This window comes from Ferrimonas lipolytica (assembly GCF_012295575.1).
Classification (GTDB): Bacteria; Pseudomonadota; Gammaproteobacteria; order Enterobacterales; family Shewanellaceae; genus Ferrimonas; species Ferrimonas lipolytica.
This window is the reverse complement of the sequence record NZ_CP051180.1, coordinates 2,838,942-2,859,120: the sequence shown is the minus strand read 5'-3', so window position 1 is coordinate 2,859,120 and position 20,179 is coordinate 2,838,942. Positions and strand designations below refer to the sequence as shown.

General features: G+C 51.1%; 18 protein-coding genes. 7 read left to right on the top strand and 11 right to left on the bottom strand.

The annotated features are described in order from the left end of the window. Positions 1-62: 62 nt before the first annotated feature. From putA to HER31_RS13075, 4 genes are all read right to left on the bottom strand, one after another. On the bottom strand, positions 63-3,224 hold the full coding sequence (putA, locus tag HER31_RS13090) for a bifunctional proline dehydrogenase/L-glutamate gamma-semialdehyde dehydrogenase PutA (protein ID WP_168661034.1): 3,162 nt from the start codon (positions 3,222-3,224) through the stop codon (positions 63-65). A 219-nt stretch (positions 3,225-3,443) separates the two neighbouring features. Then, positions 3,444-4,058, bottom strand: coding sequence for a TIGR04211 family SH3 domain-containing protein (locus HER31_RS13085; RefSeq protein WP_168661032.1), 615 nt, complete (start codon positions 4,056-4,058; stop codon positions 3,444-3,446). A gap of 115 nt (positions 4,059-4,173) precedes the next feature. Further along, the gene (locus HER31_RS13080; RefSeq protein WP_168661029.1) at positions 4,174-5,442 is read right to left on the bottom strand and encodes an inorganic phosphate transporter; all 1,269 of its coding nucleotides are present in this window, start codon (positions 5,440-5,442) and stop codon (positions 4,174-4,176) included. 43 nt (positions 5,443-5,485) lie between these two features. Then, entirely contained in the window at positions 5,486-6,163 is a 678-nt protein-coding gene (locus HER31_RS13075; RefSeq protein WP_168661027.1) for a TIGR00153 family protein, read from the bottom strand. A 228-nt stretch (positions 6,164-6,391) separates the two neighbouring features. On the opposite strand from HER31_RS13075, the gene HER31_RS13070 reads away from it, so the two are divergent. After that, positions 6,392-7,282: a CYTH domain-containing protein gene (locus HER31_RS13070; RefSeq protein ID WP_168661025.1), complete on the top strand. Its 891-nt coding sequence runs from the start codon at positions 6,392-6,394 to the stop codon at positions 7,280-7,282. 1 nt (position 7,283) lies between these two features. On the opposite strand, the gene HER31_RS13065 is transcribed toward HER31_RS13070, so the two are convergent. Further along, the gene (locus HER31_RS13065) at positions 7,284-7,751 is read right to left on the bottom strand and encodes a potassium channel family protein (protein WP_238786828.1); all 468 of its coding nucleotides are present in this window, start codon (positions 7,749-7,751) and stop codon (positions 7,284-7,286) included. A 70-nt stretch (positions 7,752-7,821) separates the two neighbouring features. Next, positions 7,822-8,724 (bottom strand): DUF350 domain-containing protein, encoded by a 903-nt coding sequence (locus HER31_RS13060; RefSeq protein ID WP_168661023.1) that lies wholly within the window; start codon positions 8,722-8,724, stop codon positions 7,822-7,824. A gap of 163 nt (positions 8,725-8,887) precedes the next feature. Here HER31_RS13060 and glnE point away from each other — a divergent pair, with 163 nt between their 5' ends. Then, positions 8,888-11,731, top strand: a complete 2,844-nt coding sequence (gene glnE, locus HER31_RS13055) for a bifunctional [glutamate--ammonia ligase]-adenylyl-L-tyrosine phosphorylase/[glutamate--ammonia-ligase] adenylyltransferase (protein WP_168661021.1) — start codon at positions 8,888-8,890, stop codon at positions 11,729-11,731. Positions 11,732-11,804: 73 nt separating this feature from the next. Here the strand turns inward: glnE and HER31_RS13050 are convergent, their stop codons facing one another. Beyond that, positions 11,805-12,998 (bottom strand): MFS transporter, encoded by a 1,194-nt coding sequence (locus HER31_RS13050; RefSeq protein WP_168661019.1) that lies wholly within the window; start codon positions 12,996-12,998, stop codon positions 11,805-11,807. A gap of 165 nt (positions 12,999-13,163) precedes the next feature. Between HER31_RS13050 and HER31_RS13045 the strand changes: the two genes are divergently transcribed. Further along, positions 13,164-14,045, top strand: coding sequence for a LysR family transcriptional regulator (locus HER31_RS13045; RefSeq protein WP_168661017.1), 882 nt, complete (start codon positions 13,164-13,166; stop codon positions 14,043-14,045). Between the two features lie 391 nt (positions 14,046-14,436). Here the strand turns inward: HER31_RS13045 and lpxL are convergent, their stop codons facing one another. Next, positions 14,437-15,360: an LpxL/LpxP family Kdo(2)-lipid IV(A) lauroyl/palmitoleoyl acyltransferase gene (gene lpxL / locus HER31_RS13040; protein WP_168661015.1), complete on the bottom strand. Its 924-nt coding sequence runs from the start codon at positions 15,358-15,360 to the stop codon at positions 14,437-14,439. Positions 15,361-15,587: 227 nt separating this feature from the next. Here lpxL and hldE point away from each other — a divergent pair, with 227 nt between their 5' ends. From hldE to HER31_RS13020, 4 genes are all read left to right on the top strand, one after another. After that, positions 15,588-17,018, top strand: a complete 1,431-nt coding sequence (gene hldE / locus HER31_RS13035) for a bifunctional D-glycero-beta-D-manno-heptose-7-phosphate kinase/D-glycero-beta-D-manno-heptose 1-phosphate adenylyltransferase HldE (protein WP_168661013.1) — start codon at positions 15,588-15,590, stop codon at positions 17,016-17,018. Between the two features lie 28 nt (positions 17,019-17,046). After that, positions 17,047-17,868, top strand: a complete 822-nt coding sequence (locus HER31_RS13030) for a hypothetical protein (protein ID WP_168661011.1) — start codon at positions 17,047-17,049, stop codon at positions 17,866-17,868. A 236-nt stretch (positions 17,869-18,104) separates the two neighbouring features. After that, positions 18,105-18,344, top strand: coding sequence for a hypothetical protein (locus HER31_RS13025; RefSeq protein WP_168661009.1), 240 nt, complete (start codon positions 18,105-18,107; stop codon positions 18,342-18,344). A gap of 10 nt (positions 18,345-18,354) precedes the next feature. Beyond that, on the top strand, positions 18,355-18,654 hold the full coding sequence (locus tag HER31_RS13020; protein WP_168661007.1) for a hypothetical protein: 300 nt from the start codon (positions 18,355-18,357) through the stop codon (positions 18,652-18,654). A 10-nt stretch (positions 18,655-18,664) separates the two neighbouring features. Here HER31_RS13020 and HER31_RS13015 read toward each other — a convergent pair whose 3' ends face one another. The 3 genes from HER31_RS13015 to HER31_RS13005 form a co-directional block, all read right to left on the bottom strand. Further along, on the bottom strand, positions 18,665-19,321 hold the full coding sequence (locus HER31_RS13015; protein ID WP_238786827.1) for a LysE family translocator: 657 nt from the start codon (positions 19,319-19,321) through the stop codon (positions 18,665-18,667). Positions 19,322-19,441: 120 nt separating this feature from the next. Next, on the bottom strand, positions 19,442-19,624 hold the full coding sequence (locus tag HER31_RS13010) for a hypothetical protein (RefSeq protein ID WP_168661005.1): 183 nt from the start codon (positions 19,622-19,624) through the stop codon (positions 19,442-19,444). Positions 19,625-19,703: 79 nt separating this feature from the next. Then, a complete protein-coding gene (locus HER31_RS13005; protein ID WP_168661003.1) occupies positions 19,704-20,162 on the bottom strand; it encodes a YaiI/YqxD family protein in 459 nt (152 codons plus the stop codon). Positions 20,163-20,179: the final 17 nt, after the last annotated feature.

The window sequence follows — 20,179 nt, the reverse complement described above, 5'->3', positions numbered from 1 at the left end:
TGCGGTGCAAGCCAAAACGGCCGCACATCTGTGCGGCCGTTTTTTTGCAAGCTGAGTTTAGCTTAACCATCGCCAAGGGATAGGAGTGTGGCATTGCCGCCGATGGCGGTGATGTTGTTGCTGATGGTTTTCTCGGTTACAAACCGGGTAAGGTAGTGTGGGCCACCGGCTTTCGGGCCAGTACCCGAAAGCCCTTGGCCGCCGAAAGGTTGCACTCCTACGACGGCGCCTATCTGGTTGCGGTTAATATAGGCGTTACCCACGTTTACCCGCCGCGCAATCTGTACCGCTGAGCCTTCGTTGCGACTGTGGATCCCCAGCGTTAAGCCATAACCGGTAGCATTGATGTCATCAATAACCTGCTGGATCTGGTTAGAGCTGTAGGTGATCACATGCAAAATCGGTCCGAACTGCTCCTGCGATAGTTGCGAGATCTTATCTATTTTGACCGCTGTTGGCGTAACAAAGTGGCCCTCAATGTCAGTAGGAATAACAGTTTGCGCAATCAGTTCACCAGTTGTGCTGATGGCCTCAATATGGGCGTTGAGTTTGTCTTTGGCAGTGGCATCAATAACGGGGCCGACATCAGTGCTCAGCAAGGCAGGGTTACCAACAGAGAGCTCGGCCATTGCTCCCTTCAGTAGGGTTAGCATTCGAGGAGCCACATCCTCCTGCACATATAACACACGTAGGGCTGAACAACGCTGGCCAGCACTTTGGAAAGCGGAGTGAACCACATCGGTAATTACCTGCTCCGGCAGTGAGGTGGAGTCAACAATCATCGCATTCTGGCCACCGGTTTCGGCCACGAGTGGCACGATAGCTCCCTCACGAGCTGCAAGCGTGCGGTTAATGTGCTTAGCGGTCGCGGTCGAGCCAGTAAAGCAGACGCCATTGATGCGCTCGTCGGCGGTCAGAATTGGTCCGATTTCGCGCCCTAACCCCGGCAGTAACTGCAATACATCAGCGGGGATCCCTGCTTGATGCGCCAACTCAGTTGCACGAAACGCAATTAGATTGGTCTGCTCAGCTGGTTTGGCAATAACGCAGTTGCCGGTGGCGAGTGCAGCGGTAACTTGGCCTAAGAAGATCGCCAATGGAAAGTTCCAAGGGCTGATGCATAAGAAGGTACCGCGTCCGTGTACGAACAGTTGGTTGAGCTCACCGGTTGGTCCAGGCATTTGTGGATCGGCGCCAATCAGCGCTCGAGCTTGAATGGCGTAGTAACGGCAAAAGTCGACCGCTTCGCGGATCTCGTCAATGCCATCTTGCAGGCTTTTTCCTGCTTCTCTGGTACATAGGCTGATCAACTCAACACGATTAAGCTCCAATAGATCAGCTAGTTTCTCTAAGGCGGTGGCACGAATATCAACGTCGCTGTTGTTCCACAGTGGAAACGCTTTAGTAGCCCGACGCAGTGCCTCTTCAATTTGTTCTGATGTGCTGAAAATCGCCGTGCCAACGCAGCTCAGATCATATGGGTTAGTGACCGTTACCGACTCGCCGTTAGTGCGTACTTCCCCACCAATGAGTGGCGCGGCTTGCCACTGGTGTTGCTCGAATTGCGCCAGCTGAGCATAAAATGGTCTAGCTTCGCTGTGGATATTGAGGTTGAGGCCACGGGAGTTGAGGCGATCACAGAAGATCTTTGCTGGCGTCATAATGCGATGGTTACCGAGGCTTGGAAAGCCGCTGAGTGTGGTTAGAGGGTGGGTAACCAAGCTCTCGATTGGGGTGTTGGGATCAACCAGTTTATGGACAAAAGAGGTGTTGGCACCGTTCTCAAGCAGACGTCGAACGAGGTAAGGTAGGAGATCTTTATGGGCGCCAACAGGCGCATATATCCGCACCTTTAAACCGTTATGTTTTTTCAGCAAGGTATCGTAGAGCTCTTGCCCCATGCCGTGCAGACGTTGAAACTCGAAGTCACGCTCACCAGCCATCGACAAAATTACTGCGGCGGTTTGGGCATTGTGGCTGGCAAACTGCGGGTAGATGTTCCCCCGAGTGGCATCAGACAACAGGTAACGGGCGCAGGCCAAGTAGGATACGTCGGTACCGGCTTTACGAGTAAATACCGGGTAGGCGTCGCTGCCGGTTTGTTGGCACCATTTAATCTCACTATCCCAGTAGGCTCCTTTCACCAAGCGGACTGGAATTAAATCGCCGTGTTCCGCCGCCAAGGTGCTGATCCACACTAATACTGGCAAGGCGCGTTTGGAATAGGCTTGCACCACCAGACCTAGGTTGCCCCAACCCTGACAGTCGTTGTGGCGGTAGATACGCTCGAACAGCTCTAACGATAATTCGAGTCGATCCGCTTCTTCGGCGTCAATCGTCATCCCCACGTCGAGGTTACGGGCGTGGCGAACAAGCTGCAGTACGGTGTCGCGTAGCTCGGTTAGTACGCGCTCGCGATTGGCGACTTCGTAGCGTGGGTGCAGCGCCGACAGCTTAATGGATATTGTTGGTCGTGGGGCTTCGCTGTTATCAAACTGCTGCGCACCTAGGGTGGTAATCGCCTGATAGTAATCGTCAAAATACTTAGCCGCATCCGCTTGCGTTAGCGCGGCTTCGCCAAGCATATCGTAGGAGTGGGTATAACCTAGTTTGCGATTATTGCGGCTCTGCTTCAGCGCTTCGTTAATGTCACGGCCAAGGACAAATTGGCGGCCCATGATTTTCATCGCTGCGTACATCGCTTGGCGGATCACCGGCTCACCAACCTTATTAACCAAACGGCCGAGTAGGCTAGCAGGTTTAGTTTCTACTGCCTTATCTAGGGTGACCACTTTGCCAGTCAACATTAGGCCCCAGGTAGAAGCATTGACCAGCAGCGAATCGCTGCCCTTAAGGTGCTTGCTCCAGTCAGCTCCAGAGAGCTTATCTTCAATTAGCGCATCAGCGGTGGCGGGATCAGGGATCCGCAATAGTGCTTCCGCTAGACACATCAGGATGATCCCCTCTTGGGTATCGAGACTGTACTCCTGCAAGAAGGCATCGATGCCAACGCTCAATCCTTTTTTATCGAATTGACGAACCTCGGTAACCATTTGATGGGCGTCGCTGGTGATTGCTTTAATATTGTTGCTGGGAACCAGCGTTATCAACTGCTCCAAGTAGGCGGCTTCATCAACACCATAGTTGCCACATACTTGCTCAAAACGTTCGGCTAGGGTGACACTGTTGCTCTGGGGATCCAGTACGCTGCTGGCTTCAAACATCGAATATCCTTCCTGATAGGCGTTCAATGAACGCACCTCCATTTTGTATACAATATATAACTTGGCTCGCAGTGTACTCGCAAAATGTGAGCTGAAACAACATTTGGCGGGTGTGTTTTGTACTTGCCTGAACATTAAATGAATCACAATGTTAAACGGCGGGATCAAAAAACGGCGCACAGTGGCGCCGTTTGGGATGATAACTAAACGAAATTCAGTTTATCGAATGTAATTGTGGTCTTTACGACGGCGAGATGGTCGTGGCAGGTAGGTAACGATAAGACCCAGAATGAAGCCGATACCGGCAATCATTGCACCCTGTTGCGACCACATAAACCGTAGATTGCTCTGCATCTCATTTAGTTGGGAGGACAAGGTTGAGTTCTCTTGCTCAAGCTCGTTGATACGAGTGCCCTGGGTAGTAACCCGTTCGCGCTGCTCCGCTAATGATTCTGCGCTCTGTTGCTTAAACAGTTCGTAGCGCTCGGTCATCTCAGTAAGCTGAGTATTGCTTTGCTCTAGTGCCAGCTCAGTTTCCGTCAGTTTCTGCTGAGTTTGCGGCAACAGGGTGCGGAAACTTGGCTTGTTTACCAAGTGCTGGGTTAAGGTCCAGCCTTCGCGGCCTTTGCCGTCTTTGACTTTGCTGTAGTCGCCAGAAACCTCATTTAGTGAGGTTACTGCATCACCAGCTTTCATACTGCCAAGAATGCGGTACTTGTTGCTGGGACCAGCCACCAAGTACACATTAATGTCTTCAGTGATGGTGAGTTCGTTGGCGTGGGCGCCGGTAAGGCTAAGCAAGGCGATAAAAGCGATGCTGATGCGTTTCAACATAATGTAAGTACCCTTTAATTTGCCCGCCCATGCTATGAAATTGGCGCTAGCGGTACAAGCGAACAAGCACAAAAAAAGGGGCTAATAGCCCCTTTTCGTTTTAGTGATTGCTGAATCACTGCATCATCGTGCGAATGATCATAAAGAACACGATAGAAAGTGCTGCGCCAGCTGGGAGGGTAACTACCCAAGAGATCACAATGTTACGTACTACGCTGATGTTCAAAGCCGCAATACCACGGGCCATACCAACACCCAATACCGCACCAACTAGGGTTTGCGTAGTTGAGATTGGCAAACCAGTACCAGAGGCGATTACAACGGTAGAGGCGGCTGCCAGTTCAGCAGCAAAGCCACGGCTAGGAGTCAGGTGAGTGATCTTAGTACCAATGGTCGCAATTACACGCTTACCAAGAATCGCAAGACCCAACACAATACCGAAGGCACCCAGAGGCAAAATCCACCACGCCAATGGTGCTTGGTCAGGGATCTCACCACCGTGGCTTACGATGGTTACAACTGCAGCTAGAGGACCAATGGCGTTAGCAACGTCGTTTGAACCGTGAGCAAACGCCATACAACAAGCGGTTACCACCATCAGCAATGCAAACACTTTTTCAACGTTAGCAAACTGTGAGTGACGGTCGGCATTGGTGTCGAACTTAACGCGACCAATGGCTACCTTACCCAGCAAGCCCACGATAGCAGCCAGTAGAATCGCTAAACCGTACGCTTCAACAGTATCGAAATGTAAGCCAACGTGCTTTAAGCCTTTCTTGATGGTTACCAAAGACATAACAAACGCGGCTAGGGCCATGTAAAACGGCACGTAGCGTTTTGCGTTCAATAGTGGCTTATCGGTATCGAAAATCAGCTTTTGCGCACTTTGGAATATTAAGAAGGCGATGATGCCAGAGATAGCTGGGGTTACCACCCAAGAGCCGACAATACCGGCAACCTTGCCCCACATTACCGCTTCCATACCAACACCCACAGCAGCGAAACCAATAATGGCACCGATGATGGAGTGAGTGGTCGAAACCGGCCAACCTAAGAACGAGGCTGCAACCAGCCAGATACCAGCAGCCAATAGCGCTGAAATAAAGCCATAAACCAACAGTTCAGGAGTATCGACGAAATACGCGCCATCAATGATCCCTTTACGGATGGTATTGGTTACTTCACCACCGGCCAGATAGGCACCAGCGAATTCGAAAACCATCGCAATCAAGATTGCTTGTTTGATTGACAGAGCACCGGAACCAACCGAAGTGCCCATTGCGTTGGCTACGTCATTGGCGCCAACGCCAAATGCCATTAAAAAGCCAAACAGTGCCGCAGCTGCAATCAGCCACGGGCCATAAGTTACTAGAACTTCAACCATGGAAGAGCCTATCTATGAACCTAAAAAAATTAACCGCAGACGGTTAGGAACGAGCCAGCATCAGTTCTAGACGAGCACCTACACGCTCGGCCAAATCAGCTAGATCACCAATCCATTCTAAAATTTTGTAAAACACCATCACGTCAATTGGGTTCAAATCGTTTTCGATAGAGAACAACTGACGACGAAGCTTCACCTGCATAGAGTCGGTATCGTCTTCGATAGCGTCTAGCTGCTGGATCAGTTCATTTACAAAGGTAACTTCACGACCACGGAATCCGCTTTCTAGCAGATCATCCATTTCGTTAATCGCTTTTTGGGCTTGCTTTACCGCATCGACACAACGTTGCACGTAGGCAATGAAGGTTTCTTGCAGTAATTCTGGAACCTGAGATTGACGACCGATAACACGACCGGCGATGTCTTTTGCTTTGTTAGCGATTTTGTCTTGCTGGGTTACTATCTCCAGCAAATCGGTACGCTGTACCGGCATGAAGATGCCACTTGGCAAGCTCATACGGATTTCGCGCTTGAGGGTATCTGCTTCTTGCTCCAACGCACTGATTTGGCGCTGGATGGTTTCAGCTTCTTCCCAACGGTTGTCCATGACCGCTTGGAAAAACGGCACCATTCTTTCTGCAGCATCGGCAACTTTGTCGATATGCTGCTCAAGAGGTTTGATCGGCGACTTTGCGAAGACGCCCAAAAAATTTACTGGCATAGCCTTAGTTCCTGCTGTGGAGCCCTATGTTAGGCGAGCGAATCATACTTACCTGAATTTGATACGCAAGATGATTTCTCATGTGCACACTGCCATATTTTATCTTATAGCGCAGCGAAGTGTTGTTTATTCGAATCGAGCGCATCGTATGGCAGAATTATTACACTGATATTACAGTTGAAACATGAACGTCATCTTACTGAAATTCTAATTAAAAATTAAAGTGTTATGGAAATAGAAATTAAACTGCTGTTACCCCCGAATTGTTGCTCTAAGCGCCTCTGTGACTGGCGCTGGCCAGCGCTTTTGGAGGCAACGAGCAACGATACTCTCGGAAATATTTATTTTGATACGGATCAACAGATCTTAAGAAAAAAGGATATGGGCCTTCGAATCCGTCGCAAAGGCACTCAACAAGAGATGACGCTGAAAACTGCTGGTGAGGTAGTTGGCGGAATGCATGCACGCCCAGAGTACAATGTTGATGTGGTTAGTGACCGTCCTGATTTGAGCCTGTTTCCCGCAGGGATCTTTGCCGATGACGAGGTGGCATTGATCAACGCCCAGTTACAGCCGCAGTTCGCCACCGACTTTGTTCGTCAAAAAGGGGAGTTGCAGATTGTCGATGCGGTCGTTGAGGTTGCCCTTGATCAAGGCGAGATCCTTGCAGGCGAACAATCTCTAACTATTGCGGAACTGGAGTTGGAGCTTATCAGCGGTGATGCCAAATCGTTGCTACCACTAGTGGCCGAAGTGATGCAGCAGCAACCGTTGCGATTGGGACTCGACTCCAAGGCTGCACGGGGCTATCGGTTAGCCCAGCTGCAACCTGCGGCAGCGGTAGTCACCCAGTGGCAAGAGACTCCTGCAGCGGTGTTGTCGGCGTGGCAACGCAACGAGGAGCGTTTGCTCTGCGGCGACCAACAAGCACTGGCACCGCTGTTGTCGTTATGGCAGCAGGCGCAGCAGTGGCAATCGCAGCCTCAGTGGCTTGCTCGTGCCCAACAGCAATTGGCGGCGAGCGAAGTGCCACAATCCACTTTGGTTGAGCTGTTACAACAACGCCAGTATGGTTTGACCCAACTGGCGCTATTAACGGCTTGGCTGCAATCGAACTAAGTTACTGTTTCTGTTGCAGCAGCCTGTCAAGTTTGGCTTCAAGTGCCGTTACTTTCTCTAAGATTTCGGCGTTTTGTTTGCGCAGCTCGCGGTTTTTGACGTTGGTGTCTGAAAAGCCAAACATACGGGTAGCAAACATGGCGCCAATGCCACCTAAAATGCCTACCCCTAAGCTAAACATAACCACTGAAACGATCCGACCACCTAAGGTGACCGGATAAAAATCGCCAAAGCCGATGGTGGAGGCGGACATCAACATCAGCCACACCGCTTCGGCATAGTTGGTGACATTCGCTCCTTCAGCACCAACTTCAAACAGGTAGGTGAGGTAGCCCAATCCAGTACACAGCATCACCATGGTCAAAATCGAGGTGATGAGTAGTGCTTTTAGGTGGTAGTTTTTCACCCCGAACTCATCGAGATGGTAAAATCCACTGCGTTCCAATACGTCTTTCAATGCCAGTGCCATGGTTATTTAAAGTGAATAGTTACATCTAGTTAAGTGCTATTTTAACGATAAAATAGAACAACTTAAACCGTTAGAATAGGTGGCTAATGAGATACGCTGAGGCAAACACCAGCGCCCCTTCAAGCGCGGCCACGCCACCGTTATTTTGCAGCTCAATCTCTTCATTGACTTTGACCTTGGCTAACACCAAGTATCGCAGTAGCGAAGAAAAGATAATCAACAATAGAATCTTGCACACCGATAAACTGAACCAAATGGCCAGATTGCTCACCGGTTCGTTGGGCGAAAAGATAGAGGACAGGCCGCTGCTGTGCATCAACAGGCCGCAAGCCAAAAGATAACCACCGTGGCGGATAGCCACTGGCATATGCCCTTGCGCTAGCGCTTGTTGTAGGCTGCCCCCTTGATTGTGACGGGAGAAACGCCACTCCAATACGCGGCTGATCAGCACCAGCAGCGTCAGTGCGGCGATGAAGTTGACCAATAGCATCGGAACCGTGCCCCAATGCAAACCATCAAACCAGACCATACTGCCTTTTAGTACCATCGCAATGGCACAAGCGACAGCACCGTCCACCAACGCCATCGCGATATTGCCTTCAAGGATCAGCTCACGCTTATCAAAGCGGTGGAGGCCCCACTTATCGTAGCTCCAGCGGCCGAGACGGATCATCAGCAGCGAGCCGATCCCAAGGGCGAGCAGCCTCAGACCATGCAATATTGGTTGATTGACCAACGGCAGCATAAACACTTCCGACAGTGCGATGGCGAGGGCAACCACACCACCAGCAACGCTTATCCCAAAGGCCACGTTGTCACGCTCAGCCAGCTCTGAAGTACTATCAACCCCACTAAACCAGCCGTGGCTATAGCGAGCAGCCACGAACAATAGCAGCACCAATACCAGATCGATGCCTTGCAGCAATAGATGCTCTGCTGACGGCAGAAGTGACAACGGCAAAATGCCTTCCATACTGCTTCCTTTCCTTAAGATGGCTCGATGGTGCAATAACCATCAAGCATAGAGGTGATGCTTAACGACTATCAAATAGTGCTTCATAGTGGGCTCGCTGCACTAAGGTTGCTACAGTGAGCTTCTGCTGTATATCAGGTTAGAATAAACAAGGCGTTAGACAATGACCAGCGTACCCCATGATCCCCAACTTAGCGCGGCACTGCAGACACAAGCCCTGCGCTTGTGGCAGCGATTGTGTCCCGACACCTTGGCACAATTAGGGGATAACGCCCACCTTCAAATCTGGCGGTTGTTGGCGCTATCGGAGTTTGTTGGTAACCAGCTGGCGCGAGACCCACAATGGTTAACCATGTTGTGGGGCGAGGGGCAGTTGCAAGCAACATTGCGTCATCCCGACTATGCCACCCAGCTCGCCGCTGAGTTAGCCCTGTGTCCCAGCGAAGCTGACGGAGCCAAAACGCTACGTCGTTTTCGCAATCGTGAGTTATGTCGTATTGCCTGTCGCGATCTACTTAACCTTGCTGATCTGAATGAATCATTAACCCATCTATCAGCCCTAGCTGAAGCAGTGGTTATTGCGGCCCGCGACTTTGTTATTAATCTGCAGGCGGTGGCATGGGGTCGAGCCAGTAACAGTGACGGCATTGAACAACCGCTGTTGATCCTTGGTATGGGTAAGCTTGGGGGAGCAGAGCTGAACTTCTCCTCCGACATCGATCTGATCTTTTGTTATCCCGAACATGGCGAAACCCAAGGTGGTCGGCGCCAATGGGACAACCAACAATACTTTATTCGCATTGGCCAGAAGTTGATTAACCTGTTGGCCAAAACTGACGTTGATGGTTTTTGCTATCGAGTTGATATGCGCCTGCGCCCTTTTGGTGAGGCGGGACCGTTAGTGGTATCGCTGGCGGCACTGGAAGATTACTACCAAGAACAGGGACGTGAATGGGAGCGCTTTGCGATGGTAAAGGCGCGGGTACTTGGTAATGACAGTGCGGCGGCAGAGGTGAATGCGATGCTGCGGCCGTTTGTGTATCGACGTTACCTTGATTATTCCGCGATTGATGCGTTGCGGCGCATGAAGGGATTGATCGAGGCGCAAATCCGTCGGCAGGCTATTCGCGATAACATCAAACTGGGTGCTGGCGGCATTCGTGAAGTTGAATTTGTGGTGCAAAGCCATCAGTTGATCCGTGGTGGTCGCGAACCTGGCTTACGGATGCAACCTTTACGGCCGGCGCTAGAGGAGCTAGAGCGCTTAGGGGTTTTAGGTGCTGGTTATAAACAGCGACTGCGGCAAGGTTATGACCTCTTGCGATCGGTCGAAAACCGCTTGCAGGCCCTCAACGATCAGCAAACTCAAACCTTGCCGAATAATCCAGACGACTTGCTTCGACTAGCGTTGGCAATGGGCGATGAAAACGCTGACCAACTGCTGGTGAAGATCGACCAAGCGATGGCCGATATTCACCAGGTATTTCGGATCACCATTGGCGATAGTGACGATGACGAGCAAGAACTCGGGGCACTGCCGTCATTGTGGCTCGATCAAAACAACAAGCTGGATGGCGAAGCGATTCTGACGGAACAACAAATCGAGCCTGAATTGTGGCCTAAGTTGCAACGCAGCCGAGATGATTTTAAACAACGTCGCTTAGGTCCTCGCGGCCGAGAAACCTTGGATAAGTTGATGCCACATATGTGGCAAGAGCTCGCTAAACGCGGCCATGCCGAAGCGGTGTGGTTGCGCCTAGAAAGTGTGCTGCTGACCATCCTAACGCGTACCACCTATCTGGAATTGTTGCTCGAAAAGGCCGGTGCACGAACCCAATTAGCTAACCTGTGTGCCAGTAGCCCGTGGATTGCTGAGCAACTGGCTCGCTATCCAGTGCTGCTTGATGAACTTATCGATCCGGTCGCATTGTACCAACCGTTACCTGCGCAGGGCTACGCTGCCGAGCTGCGTGAGTTTATGCTGCGCATTAGCGATGATGATCTGGAGTTGCAGATGGAGGCATTGCGTCAGTTTAAGCAGGCACAGCAACTTCGCATCGCCGCCGCGGACGTAACTGGCGTGCTGCCGGTGATGAAGGTTAGTGATCATCTGTCATGGTTGGCAGAAGCGATTATTGAAAAAGTAGTCGAAATGGCCTGGTATCAAATCAGCAGGCGTTTCGGGGTGCCGCATAACCTTGATGATGGTAATCGCGGTTTTGGAGTAGTGGCCTACGGTAAGTTAGGTGGGTTCGAATTAGGCTACGGCTCTGATCTTGATCTGGTGTTTTTACATCAAGCGGATGTTGGCGATACCGATGGCGATAAAGCCGTTGATGCTAGCCATTTCTACATCAAGCTCGCTCAGCGGATTTTACATCTGTTCTCAACTCGCACCTCGTCAGGGGTACTGTATGAAGTTGATATGCGCTTACGGCCATCGGGGCAAAGTGGTTTACTGGTGAGCCAAATAGGTCGCTTTGAGGAATATCAACAACGGGAAGCGTGGACCTGGGAGCATCAAGCGTTAACCAGAGCTCGCTTTGTTTTTGGTGATGACTCATTGGCGCAACGCTTTGCTCGGTTGCGTCATGGGATCTTAATGGAGCGTCGAGATCGCCAAGCGTTGCAGCTAGAGGTGGTTAAGATGCGACAAAAGATGCGCGATCACCTGAATAAATCCAATAAAGAATGGTTCGATTTAAAACAGGGTTGCGGTGGCATCACCGATATTGAGTTCATGACCCAATATCTGGTGTTGGCACACAGCGCTGAGGCCTCAGGTTTGGTGCGCTTTAGCGATAACGTCCGCATTCTCGAAGCGGCCCTGAAGGCTGAGTTGATAAGCCCCGAGCAGGCGGCGCTGCTCACCAGCACCTACATCGAACTGCGCGACGATAACCATCATCGAGTCTTGGCCGGGGATAAAGGCATAGTCCCGCTAGCGGAAAAGCCTAAAGCCTGTGAACAGGTTGCGCTGTTATGGCAGCAGATGTTCGAACATTAAACTGCATCAATTGGCGTAACAGCAAAGAGGGCTAACCTTGCGGTTAGCCCTCTTTGCTGTATCTGTTAGCGTATTAAGCAAGCTTAGGTTGCAACTGCTCTGTTTGGTTAGCGCGCTTATCAAGGCGTCCGCTAAAGCGTGTTAGTGCCAGAGCAACCAGAACTACTACTGCACCAACCCAAGGGGTATGCATCAAGCCCGCTTTATCGACGATGATGCCACCGCCCCAAGAGCCAAATGCGATGCCGACATTGAAAGCCGCGATATTCAAACCAGAAGCTACATCAACCGCATCTGGGGTGTGCTTCTCAGCCAGTTGAACTACATAAACCTGCAGTCCCGGGACGTTACCAAAGGCAAATGCCCCCCAAACTAAAATGGTCGCTACTGCTGCAATTGGGTTAACGGCAGTAAAGTTAAACACAACTAAGATGGTGGCAAGCGCCGCGAAGATAATGCTCAACGCTTTGATTGGCCCCATGCTGTCAGCCATTTTGCCGCCCCAGATGTTACCAACGGCAACCGATGCACCGTACACCAGCATGATTAAACCGATGGTGCTAGAGCTGAAACCAGATACCTGCTCTAAGATTGGAGCCAAGAAGGTAAATGCGGTAAATGTGCCACCGTAACCTAATGCAGTAATCGCATAAACCAACAATAAACGCGGTTGCAGTAATACCTTAAATTGTGAAGACAACTTCGCTGCTGGCGGTTGTTTTAGGTTGTTAGGCACTAAGATGGCGCTGCCAATAAGGGCAATTAACCCAAGTACCGCAACAACTAAGAAGGTGGTCTGCCAGCCAAATGCTTGACCAATATAGGTGCCTAAAGGTACACCGGTTACCAAAGCAACTGTTAAGCCAGTGAACATGATGGCAATAGCGCTCGCGGCTTTTTCTTTCGCGACTAAACCCGTAGCGATGGTTGAACCAATAGAGAAGAACACACCATGAGCGAGGCCAGTTAAAATGCGCGCCACAATCAAGGTGTTATAGCCCGGCGCTTGCCACGCCAGCACGTTACCAAGCACAAACAGTGACATCACTGCCAGTAGAACGTATTTTCGATTCCATTTTCCGGTGAGTGCGGTAAGCGCTGGAGCACCAATGGCAACGCCTAGTGCATATAGGCTGACAAGCAAGCCTGCAGAAGGCAATGACACGTTTAGATCGGTGGCCATGGTTGGGATTAAGCCAACGATGACGAATTCGGTAGTTCCGATGGCAAAGGCGCTTAACGTCAATGCAAGTAATGCTAACGGCATAATGATTCTCGCTGTGTAAAAGGCATCTACCCCGCGCCAACATCGACGCAGAGTTAATTTCAATGCGGCGATTATGGGTAAATTTTGTATTGTTAAAAACAGCACCTATAGCAAATTACTTTTGTTATATTTGGTGTCAATAATGGCGCAACGTGAGTACAGCCGATGCAAACACGCTCAGACGATCTTGAAATTTTGGTGACGGTAGTCGATAGCGGAGGTTTTTCCGCGGCAGCAAATGCCTTGGATATTCAAGTGGCGCGAGTGTCACGGGCAGTCAGTAAGATAGAGAAGCAGCTCGGTGTTTCTATTCTCAATCGAACCACCCGTCGAGTAGAGTTAACCGATGAGGGGCGCCAATTTGTAGATTCGGTTCGACTTGGGTTGCAGCAGATCCAAGCGGCAGAAGAGGAGCTGATCTCGCGGGGGGAGTTACCTCAAGGGCGTTTGCGTGTCGATGCCGCCAGTCCGTTTGTGTTTCATCAGTTGGTGCCGTTAATAAAGCGCTTTAACGCAACCTACCCAGATATCCAACTCGAGTTGACCTCCAATGAAGGCTTCGTCGATCTGCTTGAGCATAAAACCGATGTTGCCATTCGCATTGGCAAGCTAGCGGACTCGACCCTGCATGCCAGGCCGTTGGGCAACAGTCGTTTGTATATCGTTGCGAGCCCAGAGTACCTAGCTGGACGCGGAGTTCCACAGCGAACGGCAGAGTTGTCCAGTCACGACACCATCGGTTTCTCTGGGATCAAGGCACTGAACAATTGGCCACTGAAAGGTTTTGCATCATTAACCCCTGCATTTACCAGCAGTAACGGTGAAACCGTGCGGCAATTGGCACTAGCGGGTAATGGTATCGCCTGTTTGTCGGGGTTTATGGTTAAGCAAGATATTGAGGCCGGACGGCTTATCTCGCTATTGGAATCAGATAAGCTGGAAAACCGAGAGCGGGAGCAGATCAACGCGGTGTTCTACAAATCGTCGTCAGTGGCGCGGCGCATCTCCGCCTTTATCGACTTTATCCAGCCTAATCTTCAGCTGTAGCGGTAAAGCGTGTTTGTAGTGTGGCGGATTGCGACACCACGGCTAAGATCGAGATCCAATGCCGCCTAGCAATCAAAAAGGCTGTGTACCAATTAAGAGTTGTTCTTTCCAATGCAGTTAAAGCCCTACCGCCGTTGATCTGCTGCCGCATTGGAGCAGTCCAGCGAAGCGTTTTGGGCTGCGACCTAAGGCAAAGGGGGATTGCAAAGGGGGGCAGAGCTTTCCCTAATGCATACAAGAATGTGCCGTCGCCACCGCGACATTGTCCCCTCAAAGCACCGAAATCGGTGAAGCCAAAGGCTTAAGATAAACTTCAACAGCTAACTACGACACAGCCCCAAAAAGGCCTGCGAGTAAGCAGACCTTTTGTCGGTATTAGCTATAGCCAAGATTAACGATAAAACTCAGTTTTATCGCGGGTTCCCTCTTGGGTTTTAAAACGGCGGTGCAGCCACATATATTGTTCTGGGCGCATCCGTACCAGCTTCTCTGTCTCGTCATTACCCCGTTGAACATCCGCTTGGTCATCGCCACTTGGGAAATCGGTTAACGGCGGGTGCATCTTAATTCGATAGCCGCTGGCATCGGCTTTGCGTTCAACAAAGAACGGCAGCACTTGCGCCTTACCCATTTTCGCCAGCGCTGGCGCACCGGGGGCAGTGGAGCAGCGCAACCCAAAGAAGTTGGCAAACACGCCGCGACCGCCGGCGTCTTGATCTTGGGTGTACCACAGCACTTCGCCTTTACGCAGCGCCTTCACCATCTGCCGCACCTCTTTTTTCTTAATGAGGCCCTTATTGGAGCGCAAGCGCCCGGCGCTCTGTAGATACTCAAGTAGTGGGTTCTTATTGGGGCGGTAGACACCAACCCCTTGATGCATCTGGCCAAACACGCGAGCACCGGGCTCGAGCATTAAACAGTGGGACGCCAGCAGAATAACCCCGTGGCCGGCATCTTGAGCGGCTCGCAGGTGTTCATCACCTTCGATCTCCATATGCTGTTGAATCCGCTCATCGCTCCAGAACCAAGCGTTACCGGTATCAAATAATGCCATGCCGATCTCGTCAAAGTTGGCATCCAGTAGCTGTTGTTGTTCCGTCGCAGACATCTGCGGAAAGCAGCGCTCAATATTGCGCTGCACGGTCTTAACACGCTTAGGTTGAAATTTTTTAAAGCCACGGCCAATTCGTTGCCCCAAACTTACTTGGGTCGACAGTGGCAGTTTTACCAGCAGCTTGAGTAAACCGACCCCGGCCCATAGCAGCCAAAACTTTGGATGGAGTAAGCGGCGTTCAAATTGAGCTTCTGTAATCATGTTTGACCGATTTTAGTGGCAGAAAAATGGGCTGGAGATGCCATGGCGTAAAGCGGAACTATAGCGAAAATCACCATGTTGATGCAATTGACGACGTAGAGCTGAAGTGCAAGCTTGTGAGCAATGTATGCCGCTTCAGTGATCGCGGCAATGCAATATGGGCTAGTTACTCATTGCTGCTGTGATAAACTGAAGAATTAATCAGTTATAGCTAAAAGAGTGTGGCGATGAAAGTAGCCCTGTCGGCCTTTGAACAGGCTCAGGTATTGGTGGTTGGTGATGTGATGCTCGACCGTTATTGGGTAGGACCAACCGGTCGTATCTCTCCTGAAGCCCCAGTTCCAGTGGTTAAAGTAGACCAAACTGAAGACCGTCCTGGCGGCGCGGCGAACGTGGCATTAAACGTTGCTGCACTTGGCGGGCAAGCGCAACTAGTAGGCTTAGTTGGCGCTGATGAAGCCGCACAAGTACTGAAAGCCAGTTTAACCGGCCTTGGGGTTGAACCTCAGCTGGTCGAAGTTGCCAACGCACCAACCATTACTAAGCTGAGAGTGTTGTCTCGCAACCAGCAGTTATTGCGCCTCGATTTCGAAGAGGACTTTGGCCTAGAAGCCACGGCACCACTGAAAGCGGCCACCGAGAAAAATCTCGCTCCCAATAAAGTGATGGTATTGTCCGATTACGCCAAAGGTGCGCTAGCCCAAGTACAGGATTTAATCCAACTGGCTCGTGCTGCATCGGTACCAGTGCTTATCGACCCTAAAGGCGGCAGCTTTGAAAAGTACCGCGGTGCGACCCTGCTAACGCCGAACATGTCTGAGTTTGAACTGGTTGTTGGCAAAGTGGCCGATGAGGCGGACCTGGTCAACAAAGGCTTGGCATTGATTGAACAGTACGACTTCGAAGCGCTGCTAATCACCCGTTCTGAGAAGGGCATGACCTTACTGCGTCCTGGCCACAAAGAGCTGCACTTACCAGCAATGGCCCGTGAGGTTTACGATGTTACCGGAGCCGGTGATACGGTTATCTCTACTCTGGCTACGGCGTTGTCTTCTGGTGCGGAGCTGGATCAAGCCTGTGCCTTAGCGAATGCGGCGGCCTCGGTTGTGGTGGGCAAGCTTGGCACCTCAACGGTGTCGGCGATTGAAGTAGCGGCGATGGTGTCGGACATGCACGATGAATCAGGCTTCGGCGTGGTTAACGAAAGCCAACTGCAGCTGGCTGTCGCGGAGGCCAAAGCTCGTGGTGAAACCGTAGTAATGACCAACGGCTGTTTCGATATCCTGCATGCTGGTCATGTCTCTTATTTGGCGCAGGCGCGCAAGCTTGGTGACCGGTTGATTGTCGCAGTGAATGACGACGACTCAGTGCGTCGTTTAAAAGGCGATGGCCGCCCAGTCAACAGCGTCGATCGTCGCATGGCGGTTCTGGCGGCATTGGGGGCGGTAGATTGGGTGGTACCGTTTGCCGAAGATACGCCACAACGCCTGATAGCCCAAACCCTTCCGGATATGCTGGTGAAGGGGGGAGATTACGAAGTGGAGCAGATCGCAGGTCATCGGGAAGTGCTAGATAACGGTGGTGAGGTGAAAATCCTTGGCTTTGAAGATGGTTGCTCTACCTCGGCAATCATCAAAACCATTCGTTCTCAGGACTGATATGGTAAGCGCAAGGAAGCGCTTCACAATGCTATTATGGCCAGCCGCTTTGCTGGCCCTCCTGCCTTCACTTGGCCAAGCGATCCCCGCTCATCAAATGTGCCGCTTAGATCAGTTACAGCAGTGCCAGCTCAGTCTTGAGTGGCAACAGGTGCTAACTCAACTGTGGCCCGGGGATTATTATGGCTCGATGCGCCGCGCAGTTAAGGGGCAAGGGGGAGTGACTCTGCTGGCAGAGCACGACGCGTTAATCTTATTGAACCCGACAACGCTGCAACGTAATCACTTGGTGTTGCTGGATGAAACGCTGTACGAACGCCCCTCTCTTAGAAACTATCGCTCCACCTACTACCACGAGATAGGGCATGTTGCGACACAACACTCGCACTGGTTAGCTAGGTTACAACCACACAATTGGCCGCAGCACTGGAACCGCGAAGTGTTGGCGGATCTCTATCTCTATTGGCATCTGCTGCGAGAAGGCGCTGATGAGCAAGAGCTGTGGGCGCAATTGCATCTGCGCAATATCGGTTTGATTCAGGCCCAGCCTGATTGGCAACATTGGACTACACCGGTGTTGTATCCATTACTGCAGGACTTCGGCGCATTAAAGCAGTGGTCGAAAAGGCCATTGGAGCAATTTATCGACGCTGCGCTGGCGGATTACGATCTGTCGCCATTACAGGACTATCGCCAGTTGGGGCAGCGCCAGTTTGGGCTTACCCGCCCCAGTGTCGCACAGCCCTATCTGGGCGAACCGCATCGGCAACAATGGGCCGATATGCTCACTCCAACCCTGATTTGGCTCGGGGTCGATCTCAGCACTTACCTTAGGCGTCATCAGCTCTAGCACGCCTTACGGCATTCCGTCACTTTCGCCACTTATCGGCTATTTTTACTACCTATCGACGTTGGTATCTGCGCAATAACAGCGTCAGCGTTGAATATTTTGCATTGGCCTGTTCTTTGCTTACATTTTAGTAACAATGTGCATTTGTGGTGTCATTGAGGCCCATCCAGTAGCTGAACTTGACACCCTCCCCTCGAGCTACGATGTTTGAGGGTTAATCGATAGGAGAAACGGGTATGGAATTTTGGACAGCGATTGTTGTGATAGTAGCGATTTCAACGGTGATGGGGGTTATTCCGCAGATTATGAAGGAGCGAAATCGCTCGCGCGCCAACAAACAAAATACCGATCTCGAACAGCGTTTAGCTCAGCTTGAAAGCCATAATGAACAGCTGATGGAGCGGGTGGAGGTGTTGGAACGCATAGTTACCGATGGCAACTATGATCTGCAGCAACAGTTTCAGAAGTTAGGGTAGGAGAGCAACAATGGAGATCGGTGGCGTTTTTACATTATTACTGGTGTTTGGTTTTTTATCGTTCACGGTTTGGCTCGATTACCGTAAGTCGCAGCTAAAGATAAAGAGTGGCCGCGCCAATCTTTGGGACAAATGGTTTGGTGTTGGCGACATTAGCATGTCCGGCGATGGTACTGGGCCCGATGAGCTAACCAAAGAGCTTGCTGAGCTACGGCAGCATAATAAAAAGCTGGCAGAGCGAGTCGAAGTGTTAGAGCGGATCGTCACTGATAGTGGCTTTGAACTAGAGCAACAGATCCGCAAGCTTTAAACCGGGGGAGTTAACCAATAGTAGCCATCAGTACACTGCCTAGAATAATCCCACCAACCAAGGTAAAGACCGTGCCGCACAGCGCGTCAATCCACACCGCAATGCCTTGCAGTTTCTGCTGCATGCGCTTGCCGGTGAGGAGATAAGAGAGCAGTGCAAACCATGCAAACGACAACCCCCACAGAATCCCAATAGCTGCGCCTTTGCCTGCCATCGACATCTGCGTTGGCACTAAGCTGGTTAATAGGCTCAAGAAGAATACCAAGGCCTTTGGGTTTAATAGATTTGTAACAAATCCCTTGATGGTGGCTTGCTTAATGTTGAGGCTGTCAGCGCTCCCCTTTAGTAATGGTCCATCACCTTGCCGTAATCGACCGGGCACGGTTTTCAGCGCGCCAATCCCCAAGTACAGCAGGTAACAACCACCAGCCACTTTTAACGCTACGCCGAGCGCTGGCAGTTGTTGAATCAATACCGACACCCCAGTAATGGCAAATACTGCATGCAGCAAAATGGCGAGGGAGATCCCTAAGGCGATGGCTAGACCGGCTTTGCGGCCATGTTTACCGGCAGCTTGGACAACCAGAGCAAAGTCTGGTCCAGGACTAGCGAGAGCGACTAAATGCACTACCGCTAGGGTAGTCAGAATGGATATTTCGTTGATCACTGAAGCGACTTAATGAGGAAAAACGCCAGAGTAGCGCTGTCAGCATAAGGATGCAAAGAACAGGTCTTTGAGTGACGAAAGATGCGGCAAGCGTGACTTTTTATGCGGCCATTATTGCAACTATGTTTTTGTCGGGCTTTTCGACGTTGGCTGGTTGCTCGGCAACAGACGGGCTAACCCAAACCAGAAGCCAATCTCCAGCGCGACGCCAGCGATCAGAAGAATGATGAAGCCAGAGTGCATGCCCATGCCGTAGAAGGTGAGCGAAGCGATCAAACAAACGAGCGGCAGTAGATAACGCATGGTTAGCTCCGTCAAATCGGTTTTAGTTCAAGTTAGCAGCACAGCCCCCGAAAACAATCATTAGTAGTAACCAACTGGGTCAGCGAACTTGGCGCGCTTTCTTAGCTAACCAGCGATCGAGTTCACCAGCAAAAGCTTTGCGATCTTGTGCGCTCAGTGCTGGTGGTCCACCGGTTTGTACGCCACTGGAGCGGAGGGTATCCATAAAATCACGCATGTTGAGGCGCTGGCGGATGTTACTGGCGCTGTACATCTCACCTCGAGGGTTGAGCGCGAGGGCTTTTTTCTCAATCACTTCTGCAGCCAAGGGAATATCAGCAGTGATCACAAGATCGCCGCTTTCGACTTGAGTGACAATCCAGTCGTCGGCAACGTCAAAGCCGCTGCTGACTTGGCGAAACTGAATGTAGGGTGACGGTGGGATCCGAATGCTGTGGTTAGCAATTAGGGTGGTTTGTGTTTTAGTACGATCGGCAGCTTTAAACAGGATCTCTTTGATCACCGTTGGACAAGCATCGGCATCTACCCAGATTTTCATAGTGCGTCCACAAGAGT